Source organism: Mycetocola sp. Y791 (assembly GCF_059445325.1).
Window position 1 is genome coordinate 780,043 of record NZ_JCAIUC010000003.1, and the last position, 12,607, is coordinate 792,649.

Annotated in this window: 10 protein-coding genes and 1 tRNA gene; 2 read left to right on the forward strand and 9 right to left on the reverse strand. The window is 64.2% G+C overall.

Annotation, left to right across the window (positions count from 1 at the left end; translation table 11 throughout):
- Nucleotides 1–3: 3 nt before the first annotated feature.
- The 6 genes from AC1C2N_RS12740 to AC1C2N_RS12765 all read right to left on the reverse strand — a co-directional run bounded on the left by AC1C2N_RS12740 (nucleotide 4) and on the right by AC1C2N_RS12765 (nucleotide 6,944).
- Nucleotides 4–1,029: a DUF418 domain-containing protein gene (locus tag AC1C2N_RS12740; RefSeq protein ID WP_483404461.1), complete on the reverse strand. Its 1,026-nt coding sequence runs from the start codon at nucleotides 1,027–1,029 to the stop codon at nucleotides 4–6.
- Nucleotides 1,030–1,038: 9 nt separating this feature from the next.
- Nucleotides 1,039–2,727 carry a dipeptide ABC transporter ATP-binding protein gene (locus AC1C2N_RS12745; protein ID WP_495434172.1) on the reverse strand — a complete coding sequence of 563 codons (1,689 nt, stop codon included), beginning with the start codon at nucleotides 2,725–2,727 and terminating at the stop codon, nucleotides 1,039–1,041.
- Nucleotides 2,724–3,764 carry an ABC transporter permease gene (locus AC1C2N_RS12750; protein ID WP_495434173.1) on the reverse strand — a complete coding sequence of 347 codons (1,041 nt, stop codon included), beginning with the start codon at nucleotides 3,762–3,764 and terminating at the stop codon, nucleotides 2,724–2,726. Before AC1C2N_RS12750 ends, AC1C2N_RS12745 begins: the two co-directional genes overlap by 4 nt.
- Before the next feature lies 1 nt (nucleotide 3,765).
- Complete coding sequence (locus tag AC1C2N_RS12755) at nucleotides 3,766–4,887, reverse strand: ABC transporter permease (RefSeq protein ID WP_495434174.1); 1,122 nt, start codon at nucleotides 4,885–4,887, stop codon at nucleotides 3,766–3,768.
- Between the two features lie 73 nt (nucleotides 4,888–4,960).
- Nucleotides 4,961–6,589 carry an ABC transporter substrate-binding protein gene (locus tag AC1C2N_RS12760; protein ID WP_483404465.1) on the reverse strand — a complete coding sequence of 543 codons (1,629 nt, stop codon included), beginning with the start codon at nucleotides 6,587–6,589 and terminating at the stop codon, nucleotides 4,961–4,963.
- 282 nt (nucleotides 6,590–6,871) lie between these two features.
- Nucleotides 6,872–6,944, reverse strand: a tRNA-Glu gene (locus AC1C2N_RS12765).
- 211 nt (nucleotides 6,945–7,155) lie between these two features.
- Here AC1C2N_RS12765 and AC1C2N_RS12770 point away from each other — a divergent pair.
- Together AC1C2N_RS12770 and treS are read left to right on the forward strand one after the other, a co-directional pair.
- Nucleotides 7,156–7,794 (forward strand): MBL fold metallo-hydrolase, encoded by a 639-nt coding sequence (locus AC1C2N_RS12770; protein WP_495434175.1) that lies wholly within the window; start codon nucleotides 7,156–7,158, stop codon nucleotides 7,792–7,794.
- A gap of 168 nt (nucleotides 7,795–7,962) precedes the next feature.
- Nucleotides 7,963–10,212, forward strand: coding sequence for a maltose alpha-D-glucosyltransferase (gene treS / locus AC1C2N_RS12775; protein ID WP_495434176.1), 2,250 nt, complete (start codon nucleotides 7,963–7,965; stop codon nucleotides 10,210–10,212).
- Between the two features lie 82 nt (nucleotides 10,213–10,294).
- On the opposite strand, the gene AC1C2N_RS12780 is transcribed toward treS, so the two are convergent.
- From AC1C2N_RS12780 to AC1C2N_RS12790, 3 genes are all read right to left on the reverse strand, one after another.
- The gene (locus AC1C2N_RS12780) at nucleotides 10,295–10,759 is read right to left on the reverse strand and encodes an SRPBCC family protein (protein WP_495434177.1); all 465 of its coding nucleotides are present in this window, start codon (nucleotides 10,757–10,759) and stop codon (nucleotides 10,295–10,297) included.
- A 39-nt stretch (nucleotides 10,760–10,798) separates the two neighbouring features.
- Nucleotides 10,799–12,211: an APC family permease gene (locus AC1C2N_RS12785; RefSeq protein ID WP_495434178.1), complete on the reverse strand. Its 1,413-nt coding sequence runs from the start codon at nucleotides 12,209–12,211 to the stop codon at nucleotides 10,799–10,801.
- Nucleotides 12,212–12,357: 146 nt separating this feature from the next.
- Nucleotides 12,358–12,534 (reverse strand): hypothetical protein, encoded by a 177-nt coding sequence (locus AC1C2N_RS12790; protein WP_483404470.1) that lies wholly within the window; start codon nucleotides 12,532–12,534, stop codon nucleotides 12,358–12,360.
- Nucleotides 12,535–12,607: the final 73 nt, after the last annotated feature.

The window sequence follows — 12,607 nt, forward strand, 5'->3', positions numbered from 1 at the left end:
CTCTCAGCCCGGGCCGGAAGCGAGCGCGATCGCCCGCTCGAGCGGGCCCTTGCCAAGGTAACGCTGCCACAGCCACGAGCCAATGAGGGAACCGATCACGAGACCGCCGAGGAGAGGCCAGCCCGGGTAGTCGACGAGTCCCGAGCTGTCACGAATCTGCACGGCGATCGCGAGGATCACGATTTGAGCCGTGTACACGCTCAGCGCCATCGCTCCAGCGGCCCCGACGGGAGCGAGCACCGTTCCGACGACTCGACGAACAGCCGCGGGGGCGGTCGTGGTCGCGGCAACCAGAATCCCAATTGCCGCGAGAGCGACGCCCCCGGAGCCGAACACTTCCGCGGTCGTACCCGAGTGGGCCGCCGCCGTCACCCCCGGCAGGACAGCGGCAGCACCGTAGCCGGCCAGCGCTGCCCCGGTCCCGCAGCCGATCATGATCACCTGGGTGCGGGGCCGGGCGAGCCCCGACCGGGCGGCGATCAACCCGGCAAAGACGAAGGGAAGCCAGATCAGCACGGGATAGAACCCGGTGAGGAAGTACTCACGGAGAATCTCAGAGATCGACGGCGATCTGCTCGAGTCATCGGTGACGATCGAGGCAAGAACGGGGGCGACGAATGCGAAGGTCAGGAGGAGCACGCCCAGCCAGATCCGCGGCAGGAACAACCCGGGCAGGGCGACGAGGAACATGATCGCGTAGTAGTCGAGGATGATCGCGATTTCGCTGCCGAGCGAGGTCAGTACCACGCCGAGCAGAAAAATCGCGAGTGCCCTGATCAGGATGCGCCGGTAAACGCCGGAGCGTGATCCTCGCGGCGTGGGCGAATCCTGCCCGGACAGAATACCGAGAGACACCCCGGCCAGGGTGGCGAACAGGATTGAGGACCGGCCGTCGACGAGCAATTCCCTGTCGCCGGGATTCGGCATGGTGTGGGCGACGAACATTCCGATGATCGCCAGCCCTCGGGCGATGTCGACCCCGACGATCCGGGGAGAACCGGACCGGCCGAGGCGGACATCGCCACTCATGGGTGTGACCTACACCGGCGGAGTGGTGTGCGTCAGCCCCGCCAGGACGCGGCGGCGCTCCGCCTGGGCAACGGGATCCGGCACCGGGAGCGAAGCGAGCAACCGTTGCGTGTATGCCTCCCGAGGCGCGCCGAGGACCTCGGCTCCCGTCCCCTCTTCGACGAGCCTGCCGTGGTACAGCACGGCAATCCGGTCGGCCAGGATGTCGACGACGGCGAGGTCATGGCTGATGAAGAGCGCGGCGAAGCCGAGTTCGGCCTGGAGCTCCGCGAAGAGCTCGAGCACCCGTGCCTGTACCGAAACGTCGAGCGCGCTCGTCGGTTCATCGGCAATCAGCAGTTTCGGGTTCAACGCGAGGGCCCTCGCGAGACTTGCACGCTGTCGTTGTCCTCCGCTCAGCTCATGCGGGTATCGCCCACCGTACGACTTCGGAAGCTGGACAGCCTCGAGCAGTTCACCGACCCTCTGCGCCACGGCGCGGGAGTCGAGATCCCTGCGGTGCACCCTCAGCGGCTCTGCAACGCACTCGCTAATGGTCAGCAGCGGGTTGAAGCTCGATGCGGGATCCTGGAAGACGAAGCCGATCGAGCTTCGCTTCTTGCGGAACGACCGCTCCTTCATTCCGTTCATTTCGGAGCCGAGCACGCTGAGCGACCCGCCCGTCACTTTCGTGAGCCCGGCGATGGCTCGCCCGATCGTCGTCTTCCCCGACCCCGACTCCCCCACCAGTCCGAGCACCTCGCCCGGCGCGATGGTGAAACTGACGCCGTCGACGGCGAGGAAACCCGGTTGCCCGAGCCGACCGGGGTATTCGATCCGCAGGTTGTCTGCGGCGACCACCGGAGCAGTTTCGCGGTCGATCGGCGCTTTGCGTTCGGCAGCCTCGATTTTCTGGCCGATTCGCGGCACAGCCCCAAGGAGCTTTTTCGTGTACTCCTTCTGCGGGTTAGTGAAAAGGCTGTGCACGTCGGCCTCTTCGACCACCGCGCCCTGGTACATGACGACGACCCGGTCGGCGAGATCAGCCACGACGCCCATGTTGTGGGTGATGAGAACGATGCTCGAGCCGAACTCGTCTCGGCAACGCCTGAGCAGATCGAGGATCTCGGCCTGGACCGTCACGTCGAGCGCCGTCGTCGGCTCGTCGGCCACGATGAGTCCCGGATTGAGGACGAGCGCCATGGCGATAACGACGCGCTGCTTCTGCCCACCCGAGAACTGGTGCGGGTAATAGTCCACCCGGGTCTCGGGATCGGGGATCCCGACCTTTGTCAGGATCTCGACCGCGCGGGACCGCGCCACCTTTCGGCTGAGTTTGGCGTCGTGGGCGCGGAGCCCCTCCGCGATCTGCCAGCCGACCGTGTACACGGGGTTGAGAGCGGTCGACGGCTCCTGGAAGACCATGGAGACGTCACTGCCGCGGATGCGACGCAGCTGGTCCTTCGACACGGAAACAACGTCGTTCTCCCCTGTTCCGTCCTTGTGCCTCAGGATGACGGCGCCCGCCCGTGTCGCCGTCTCGGGCAGGAGCCCGAGAATCGTCTTCGCGGTCACGGTCTTGCCGCTGCCGGACTCCCCCACTATCGCGACGACCTCACGTGGACCGACGCTGAGGCTGACATTGTCGACGGCCTTGACCGCACCGGCATCCGTCGCAAATGAGACGTCCAGGTTCCTGATCTGCAGTACGTCGGTCATGATCGTCCTTTGTTCTCGAGTCCGGCGAGTCCGCCCGGCCCGGCTGTGAGCGTTCCGCCGGGTACCACCGACGTCTCAGCGACCGTGCCGGACGCGGCACTGACCGCCCTGCGGCCGCGAAGCCTCGGGTCTGCGAGGTCGTTGAGGCTCTCGCCGACGAGGGTCACGCCGAGCACGGTCAGCACAATGGCGAGTCCGGGCGGAACCGACGTCCACCAGATACCACTCGACACGTCCGAGAGCGCCTTGTTGAGGTCGAAGCCCCACTCGCTCGCCGAGGTCGGCTCGATGCCGAAGCCGAGGAACCCGAGCCCGGCGAGGGTGAGGATGGCCTCGGAGGCGTTGAGCGTGAAGATCAGCGGGAGCGTGCGGGTGGCATTCCTGAGGACGTGCCTGAACATGATGCGCACGTTGCCGGTACCGACGACCTTGGCGCTCTCCACGTATGCCTCGCTCTTGATCCGAACCGTCTCGGCACGGATGACGCGGAAGTACTGGGGAATGAAGACAACGGTGATCGAGATGGCGGCGGCGAAGATGCCGCCCCACAGGCTCGACTGTCCGCCGGAGATGGCGATCGACATGACGATCGCGAGCAGCAGCGTCGGGAAGGCGTAAATTGCGTCGCAGACGACGACGAGGACGCGGTCGAGCCATCCCCCGAAGTAACCCGAGACCAGCCCGAGGGCCACCCCGGCGAAGATCGACAGCAGCACGGCAACGACCACAACGCTGAGCCCGGTCTGTGCACCCCAGATGACCCGGGACAGCACGTCGTACCCGCCGACCGTCGTGCCGAGCAGGTGCTCAGGGCTCGGCGGGCGCTGAGCCCCGAATGCGCCCGCGTCGTCGCGCAGCTGGTTGTAGCCGTACGGCGCCAGGATGGGCGCGAAAATCGCTGTCAGCACGAAGATCGCCGTCAGGACGAGGCCGGCAACGAGCATCCCTCGCTGAATTCCAACGCTCTGAAAGAGTTGGTGCACGACGGGCAGGCGGCGCCAGCGGCCGTTCCTGGACGTGGGTGTTTCGGTAGCCATATCAGTACCTCACTCGCGGGTCGATGAGTGCCGCGATCACGTCGACGATGAAGTTGGTGAGGGCCACGATGACGGCGAGCAACACGACGATGCCCTGCACGGCCACGAAGTCACGGGCCTGCAGGTATTCGCTGAGCTGGAAGCCGAGGCCTTTCCACTCGAACGTGGTCTCGGTGAGGACCGCACCGCCGAGCAGAAGGGCGATCTGCAGGCCGATGACGGTGATGATCGGGATGAGGGCTGGACGGTAGGCGTGCTTCGTCACGAGCCTGAACTCGCTGACTCCGCGGGAGCGGCCGGCGTCGACGTAGTCGGTCGACAGCGTTCCGATGACGTTGGTTCGGACGAGCCGAAGGAAGATTCCCGCTGTAAGGAGTCCGAGGGTCAGCCCGGGGAGAACGGCGTGGGCTAGCACATCTCCGATGATCCCGGGGTCCCCGATGCGGAGCGCGTCCCACAGGTAGATTCCCGTCTTGCCCTCGAGGAGCTGCATCTCGAGTTCGGTGTTCGTTGTCCCCCTGCCCGAGACCGGGAGCACCTTCAGCCAGACCGAGAAGATCAGTTTGAGGAGCATTCCCGCGAAGAACACGGGGGTGGCGTACGCGAGGATCGCGAGCACTCGCAGGATGGCATCCGGAGTCTTGTCACGGAAGTACGCGGCGACCATGCCGAGCGGGATGCCGACGATGAACGCGACGATGAGTGCGTAGAACGCGAGCTCGAGCGTGGCGGCACCGTAGGTGAGGAGGACTTCGAGAACCGGCCGGTTATCGCTCAGCGTCGTGCCGAAGTTGCCGGTGAAGATCTGGCCGAGGTATTCGAGGTACTGCACAAAGATGGGCCGGTCGTATCCGGCGGCAGCGACGCGTTCGGCGAGCTGGTCGGCCGTGAGGCGGTCACCGAGGGCCGCCGTGATGGGGTCACCCGTCGTCCTCATCAGGATGAAGACCAGCGTGACGAGGATGAACACCGTCGGGATGATGAGGAGGAAGCGCACGACGAGGTAACGCCAGAAACCGCCGCTCGAGGATGTCCTGGAGGACTTGGGTTCCGGCTTCGGAACGGGGGTGGGTTGTCCGTTCGTCGCCGGGAGGGTGAGGGAACTCAGGGGTCGACCTGCCAATCGAAATGGTGCAGGGCGACCGGACGGAACCGGTCGCCCTGCAGCGTGTGCCGAAGACGCTTCGGCGGTGTGCTTACTTGCTCAGTGGTGCGTAACGGAACTTGAACGACGCGTCGAGGGTGACCCCGTCGACGTCAGATCCGGCTACAGCCACCTGGGCACCCTGGAGGTAGGGCACTGTCGACAGCTCGGCGCCTACCTTGGCCTGGATCTCCTCGAAGATCGCCGCCCGCTCGTCCGGGTCGACCGTTGAGGCCTGAGCGAGGATCAGGTCGTTGACTTCCTGGTTGTCGTAGTGGTTTGCGAGGAAGTTCTCCTGCAGGAAGAACGGTGTCAGGTAGTTGTCACCGTCGGAGTAGTCCGGGAACCAGCCGAGCTGGTATGCCGGGTACACGTCGGTCGTGCGGTCCTCCGAGTACTGCACCCACTCGGTGGTCTGCAGGTTGACCGTGAACAGGCCTGACGCTTCGAGCTGCGACTTGATCAGCGCGTACTCGTCACCGGACGACGGTCCGTAGTGGTCGTTCGAGTACTGCAGGTTCAGTTCGACCGGCGTTGTGATGCCCGCCGCTTCGAGCCGCTCGGTCGCCTTCTCCTCAGAGGGAGCGCCGTTGCCGTCGCCATAGAGATCCTTGAGGATCGTCGTTGCTCCGGTCAGGCCCTCGGGCATGAACGAGTACAGCGGCGTGTAGGTGCCCTTGTAAACCTCTTCCGCGATCTCTTCCCTGTCGATGAGGTCGGCGACAGCCTGGCGGACGGCGAGCGCCTTGGCCGGGTCGGCCTCAGCGGTCGTTGCGCCGAACGGCTGGGTGTTGAAATTGAAGACGATGTAGCGGATCTCACCACCCGGTCCCTGGTGCACCGTAACGTCGTCGTTGCCCTCGAGGTCTGCCGTGTCCGTTGCGCTCAGGCTGCGGAACGCCACGTCGATGTCGCCCTCCTGGACGGCGAGTTTGAGGTTCGAGGACTCCGCGTAGTACTTGACGTTGACGGTCTCCGTCTCTGCCTCGCCCAGGAGACCCTGGTAGTCGGGGTTCGCCTTGTAGGAGATCAGGTTGTTGAAGTCGTAACTCGCGATCGTGTACTGCCCGGCGAACGCCTCACCGTCCACAATCTCGTCGTCGGGCGTCAGGGCATCAGCGGCGAACACCTCCTCGTCGACGATCGGCCCGGCGGGGCTTGAGAGGATCTGTGCGAAGACCTGGTCGTTCTCCTGCTTGAGGTTGAACACCACGGTGAGCTCGTCGGGGGTCTCGACACTGTCGAGGTTGTAGAGAAGCGACGACGGACCGTTGTCATCGGCGATCGCGAGCTGACGGTCGAACGAGAATTTGACGTCGGACGACGTGAGCTCGTTGCCGTTCGCCCAGGTGAGTCCCTCCTTGAGCGTCACCGTGTACTGCGCCGGCGACGTGAACTCGGCCGACTCCGCGATGTCCGGTTCGACATCCGGGCTGCCGTACGGGGTGTTCATGAGGAACGGGAACACCTGGTTCATGACGGCGAATGATCCGTTGTCGTACGAGCCTGCCGGGTCGAGGGTGGTTACCTTGTCGGTCGTGCCGACGGTGATCGAGTCTCCCCCGGAGCCCGACGAGTTGTTGCCCGAGGTTCCTGCGCAGCCGGAGATCGCGAGGGCAGTGACAGCGAACGCTGCTGTGGCTGTCGCGATTCGCTTGCCGTTGGTGGATGCGGATGCCATATCCGTCTCCCCTTCTGTGAATGTGCGGACACGACAGCGCAGACGGGTGTCTGCAGCGCCGCAGTGTTTTGGTGTGATCCTTTACTAGCACAGGACGATGCAGGAGGTGAGGCTATGTCCTCTTCAGCACGATGGATTTACACAGTCGCAACATTGGGATGAAGATCCTGCGACGGATACCCGGCCGAGGGCGATCCGTTCGTAATTCATCCGTTCATCAGTTCGAGCGGTTAAACACAAAACCCCCGCAACAGTTACCTGTTACGAGGGTTTGGTGAGTTGTGACCCCAACGGGATTTGAACCCGTGCTGCCGCCGTGAGAGGGCGGTGTCCTAGGCCGCTAAACGATGGGGCCGGAAACAACGTGTTCGAGTATGGCACACGAATCACACACTTTCAAATTGAGCGGGGCGCCGGCGCCCAGCGCGGGCACGCTCAGAGTCTTTTCCCGCTCCCCCACGTGCGCAGGGGCCGAATTGCCGGGCCGGATTCTATGCACTACGGAGAATATTTCAAGCTCAGCCAGCCTCTTGCCCCGCGGGACGCCAACGGTATTAGCTCTGAGTATGAAACTGACCAAGCTCGAACACGCCGCCCTCGTTCTCGAAGAGTCAGGGAGGAAACTTTTTATCGATCCCGGATCATTCACGACTCCGATCACGGACGGCGCCCAGGCGGATGCCATTGTCGTCACGCACGAGCACGCCGACCACTGGACGCCGGAGCAGCTGGAGCGCATCAGATCGAAGAGTCCAGACGTACAGATCTTCGGCCCCGCCGGGTTCGCCCTCGCGGCATCCGGGTTCGGTGTTCGGGTGGTGAAAGAGGGTGACAGGGTCGAGGTCGGGCCGTTTTCACTCGAGTTCTTTGGCGCCAGGCACAACGAGATTCACCGGTCGATCCCGATCGTCGACAACGTCGGCGTACTCGTCAACGACAGGGTCTATTACGCCGGCGATTCGTACACGATCCCCGCGGGCGTCGATGTCGACGTGATGGCCGTTCCCGCTGGCGCCCCGTGGCTCAAGATCGGCGAAGTCATGGACTTCGTTCTCGCGGTGAAACCCCGGAGGACGTTCCCGACCCACGAGATGGTTCTCGCGAAAGCGGGCAAGGACATGGCCAACGCCCGGATCGAATGGGCCACCACCCAAAACGGAGGGGTGTTCTTCCCCCTGGGCCCGGGCGACACCCTGGATATCTGACGGTCGGGGCGGCATCGGGACGGGTACTCGCTCTCCATACACCACAGCCGTTCGCAACGCCACGGTGACGCGTGCGTTACCACTCGGCTCTGAATGCGGGCATACTCGTGCATACGCGGAACGGTCGAGCGCCGCTCCGCACGCACAGGGCTAGAGGAGCACGCAACGATGACAGACGAACCAGAGATCGAGCCGATCGAGATCACCTACGACGAGGATCGCTACCCGGCTCGCCCTCAACGGCTCCGTCCACGGTCCAACATGAGGACCAGCAGCATCCGCCGCTCGTTCTCCGACCCCCGTTCCGCCGACGCATCGAACCCGTCGTACGTGGAGTGGCTCATCCGGCAGTCCATGCTGCGTGACGCAGAGGTGCTCGGGCGAGGACTGTCCGGCCAGCCCAGCATGTGGCGTAACCCGTATGCGCGTCCCGACGCGCGGCGGGCGATCCAGACGGCATCCGTCTGGTTCACTGCATACCCCATTTCGCTCATCACCGGACACCAGTCCTACCTCGCTGCCCTCGGAGATGACGCCCTGTGGGATGCCTTCGAGAAGATCGGCATCACAGCGGTCCACACCGGTCCCGTGAAGCAGGCCGGTGGAATCACCGGCTGGACGTCAACGGCCAGCGTCGACGGCCACTTCGACCGGATCAGCACGCAGATCGACCCCGCCTTCGGCTCGGACGACGAGTTCAGGCAGCTTTCCGACGTCGCCGAGCACCACGGTGGAAGTGTCATCGACGACATCGTTCCCGGGCACACCGGCAAGGGTGCGGACTTCCGTCTCGCCGAGATGGGCTACAAGGACTACCCCGGGATCTACCACATGATCGAGATCCCGGAGGAAGACTGGCACGAACTTCCCGAGGTACCCGACCACCGCGATTCAGTGAACCTCGACCCGGCTACAGAAGCCCGGCTCGCGGAGCTCGGCTACATCATCGGCCAGCTGCAGCGGGTCATCTTCTACTCGCCGGGAACCAAGGAGACGAACTGGAGCGTCACCGCTCCCGTGCTCGGGCCGGACGGCCGGACCCGTCGCTGGGTGTACCTGCACTACTTCAAGCAGGGTCAGCCGTCGATCAACTGGCTCGACCCAACGTTCGCCGGAATGCGACTCGTGATCGGCGACGCCCTTCACTCGCTCGGCGACCTGGGTTCGAGTGCGCTCCGCCTCGACGCGAACGGATTCCTCGGCGTGGAGAAGAGCGCCGAGGGCTCCCCCGCGTGGTCAGAGGGACACCCGCTCTCCGAAGCGGCCAACCACGTCATCGCGAGCATGGTCCGCAAGGTCGGCGGGTTCTCCTTCCAGGAGCTCAACCTCACCATGGAAGACATCCGCGACACCGGCCGGGTTGGCGCTGACCTGTCGTACGACTTCATCAACAGGCCTGCCTACCAGCACGCTCTCGCGATGGGCGACACCGAGTTCCTCCGCCTGACCCTCCGGACGTCACTGTCCACCGGGGTCGAGCCGGTGAGCCTCGTCCACGCCATGCAGAACCACGACGAGCTGACCTATGAACTCGTCCACTGGGCAACCCTGCACCGCGCAGACCTGTACCCGTTCCGTGACGAGGAGATGACGGGCGCGCAGCTCGCCGAAACCATCAGGGCCGACCTCCTGGAGAAGCTCACCGGTGAGGCTGCCGACTACAACCTCGTGTTCACGACCAACGGAATCGCCTGCACCACGGCATCCGTCATCGCTGCGGCACAGGGCCTGACCACGCTCGACGCGATCACCGATGACCACATCGACGACATCCGGCGCGCGCACCTCGTCCTCGTCATGTTCAACGCCTGGCAGCCCGGCGTCTTCGCGCTCTCCGCGTGGGACCTGCTCGGAATGCTCCCCCTGCCGTCGAGCGAGGTCAAGGACCTCATCGCCGAGGGGGACACCCGCTGGGTGCACCGCGGTGCACACGACCTCATGGACGTCGAGCCGGATGCCACGGCGTCGAGTTCGGGGATGCCCCGCGGTCGTTCGCTGTACGGCTCACTGCCGACACAGCTCGAGGACGAGAACTCCTTCGCCAGCCAGGTGTCACGAATCCTCTCCGTCAGGTCATCGCTCGGAATCGACGTCGGCACCCAGCTCGACATTCCCGACGTTGCCCACCCGGGAATGCTCGTGATGGTCCACCGTCTCGACGGTGGTGACGCGACACTCGAGGATGCGCCTCTCCAGGTGACAGTGCTCAACTTCACCGGCGAGACGATCGAGGGCACCGTGCGCTCCGAGGCCTTCACGCCGCGTCACGTTGTGTACGACGCACAGTCGAGGGAGGACATCGGTCACGTCGACGATCTCCAGAGCTTCACCGTGCGCCTCGAGCCGTATGCGGGCCTCTGCCTCCTCGGCCGGGCCCCCGACGAGGAGCAGGTCGACCTCAGCGAGCTCGACGAGTAGCTCTCTACTCCAGCCTCAGGGCGCCCCGGCAGACACCGCCGGGGCGCCCTGAGCCGTTAACCGGGGCGCACTGTTGCGCCGTTCAGGCCGATCGATGCTCATGGTCGGCGTCCGTGAGAAACGCATTGCGCTGCTCGATCAGCTTTCGCATGTATCGGGCGAGCACGAGCCGCTCGGCCAGGCGGCCGATAACCCCGAGAGGCGCGGCGAACGAGACCCGGTCGACCATGACAGATCCCGTTCCGTGCCGGCGGAACAGGTGCTCGTGCCGGAAGCACCGGAACGGACCGCGAACCTGCTCGTCGGTGAACGAGTGCGGTGCGTTCATCGCGGTGATGCGACTCGTCATGCGGAGCGGCAGCCCGAAGTGCCATGCCCGCCACGTCACCTCCTCATCGAGGCCGATGAGTCCCTCCGTCACGCCTCCGACCGCCGTCTCCCGTGACCTCGACATTGAGGCAGTGTGGGCTGTGATGTCGCGGGAGAGGTCGAAGAGCCGGTCAACGGGCAGCACCGACTCCGTGGTGCATTCAAAGGAGACCGGCATGGCGCACAACCTACCAGCAGGAGCGTTCCAAGGTTTGCGCTACGACTCAGCTCGGGTGCGGCTGCGCTGCCGTGCCGTGTAAATCCGCTCGACTACCCACAGCACAACACCGATGGCGAGGAGCGCGAGCGCGATCCCGTACTGCCCGCCGGGTCGGCCCGAGGTCCACGGAAGCACCAGGTAGAGGCACGTGATCGCACCGATGACCGGCAGAACGACGGGTGTACGGAAGGTCTTGTGCTCGACGGGCTGTCGCCGCAGCACCAGAACCGTCACATTGACGACAGCGAACACGGTGAGCAGCAGGAGTGAAGTCGTGCCGCCAAGGAGGGCGACGATGGAGCCCTCGGCATCGAGCGAAACATAGACGATGAGGCCAGCCGCGAGCACGCTCGTGAAGAGGATCGCCGCCCACGGCGTGCGTCGTTTCGGTGCCACTTTCGCCAGGAAGGGCGGCAGGACGTTCTGCCTGCTCATGCCGTAGAGCAACCGGCTAGCCATCATCATGTTGATGAGGGCGGTGTTGGCGACAGCGAACATAGAGATGAACGGCAGCAGGTTGTTGATCGGGAAGCCGGGCGCTGCAGCTTCGACGGCCGTCACAAGCGGTGTCTCACTCCCGACCAGCTGCCCGATGGGCACAAGCGCGACGACGGTGATCGATACGAGAACGTAGATGACCGCGGCGATACCGAGTCCGCCCAGCATCATCTTCGGGAAGATCCGACTCGGGTCTTTGGTCTCCTCGGCCATGTTGACGGAATCCTCAAAACCAACCATCGCAAAGAACGCCAGGGATGTGGCGGTACTCACGGCGAGCAGCACGTTCTTGTCCTCGGGGGTTTCAAAAGCAACGACCCGTGACCAGTCGGCGTTCCCGCCGGCGATCGCCCACATACCGATGAGGATGACGAGAAGCAGACCCGACAGCTCAACGAGGGTCAGGACGACGTTGAGCCACACGCTCTCGGTAACGCCGCGGAGATTGACCAGCATGATCAGCAGGATGAACGCGAGCGCGATGACCATGGTCATCACGGTCTCGTCGGGGAGGTTGAAGGCCACAGCCAGGTTCGCCGCAAACGCACGCGAGGCGGTCGAAGCGGAGGTGATGCCAGAGCTCATCACGATGAAGCACACGATGAAGGTGAGGAAGTGGATGCCGAAGGCCTTGTGCGTGTACAACGCGGCGCCGGCAGCCTGCGGGAACTTCGTCACGAGTTCCAGGTAGGAGAACGCCGTCACTGTTGCCACTGCGAAGGCGAGGAGGAACGGCAGCCAGGCGGCCCCTCCGACTTCGGCTGCGACCTGCCCCGTGAGAGCGTAAATGCCGGTACCGAGGATGTCCCCGACGATGAACAGGAGCAACAGGCCAGGCCCAAGCACCCTTTTGAGTTCGTGCTTCTCGGGCTCGACAGTCTTGACGACTTGCGTCCAGGACGGATCACTCATTTTTGTGCCCCTTCGTCGGACACCTAGCCGATCACATTGGGCGATCTACATCAAGCCTTTTTGACGAGATGTCGCCGGGCACACCCGCAACTGGTCGATGTTCGAGCCGGTTGCGGGTGGGACTGCTGGCGACTACGTCCGCGCACTCACGAGGTCTCAGTCGAATGATCGACCGCCGAGATGAGGGCGTCGACCGCGTTCAGCAACTCGTGGAGCGCCTGGCGTTCTATGGAGTCCTCACGCAGTTGTTGAACCGCGAAGGTGGCCGCGTTCGCGTATTTCCGAGCGTCAGCGATGAATGACTCTGATTCGAAGTCGGTCATGGCAGTCCTTTCGCCAGATGTCGTTGAAGAGGTGCACGAAAACGTCATCGGCGATGACGTTTGTGATCACTCT

Coding starts and splice junctions, on each gene's coding strand:
- AC1C2N_RS12780 (WP_495434177.1), bottom strand. CDS start 10,759: ATGCCGGTCTCCTTTGAATGCACCACGGAGTCGGTGCTGCCCGTTGAC.
- AC1C2N_RS12740 (WP_483404461.1), bottom strand. CDS start 1,029: ATGAGTGGCGATGTCCGCCTCGGCCGGTCCGGTTCTCCCCGGATCGTC.
- AC1C2N_RS12790 (WP_483404470.1), bottom strand. CDS start 12,534: ATGACCGACTTCGAATCAGAGTCATTCATCGCTGACGCTCGGAAATAC.
- AC1C2N_RS12745 (WP_495434172.1), bottom strand. CDS start 2,727: ATGACCGACGTACTGCAGATCAGGAACCTGGACGTCTCATTTGCGACG.
- treS (WP_495434176.1), top strand. CDS start 7,963: ATGACAGACGAACCAGAGATCGAGCCGATCGAGATCACCTACGACGAG.
- AC1C2N_RS12750 (WP_495434173.1), bottom strand. CDS start 3,764: ATGGCTACCGAAACACCCACGTCCAGGAACGGCCGCTGGCGCCGCCTG.
- AC1C2N_RS12770 (WP_495434175.1), top strand. CDS start 7,156: ATGAAACTGACCAAGCTCGAACACGCCGCCCTCGTTCTCGAAGAGTCA.
- AC1C2N_RS12760 (WP_483404465.1), bottom strand. CDS start 6,589: ATGGCATCCGCATCCACCAACGGCAAGCGAATCGCGACAGCCACAGCA.
- AC1C2N_RS12785 (WP_495434178.1), bottom strand. CDS start 12,211: ATGAGTGATCCGTCCTGGACGCAAGTCGTCAAGACTGTCGAGCCCGAG.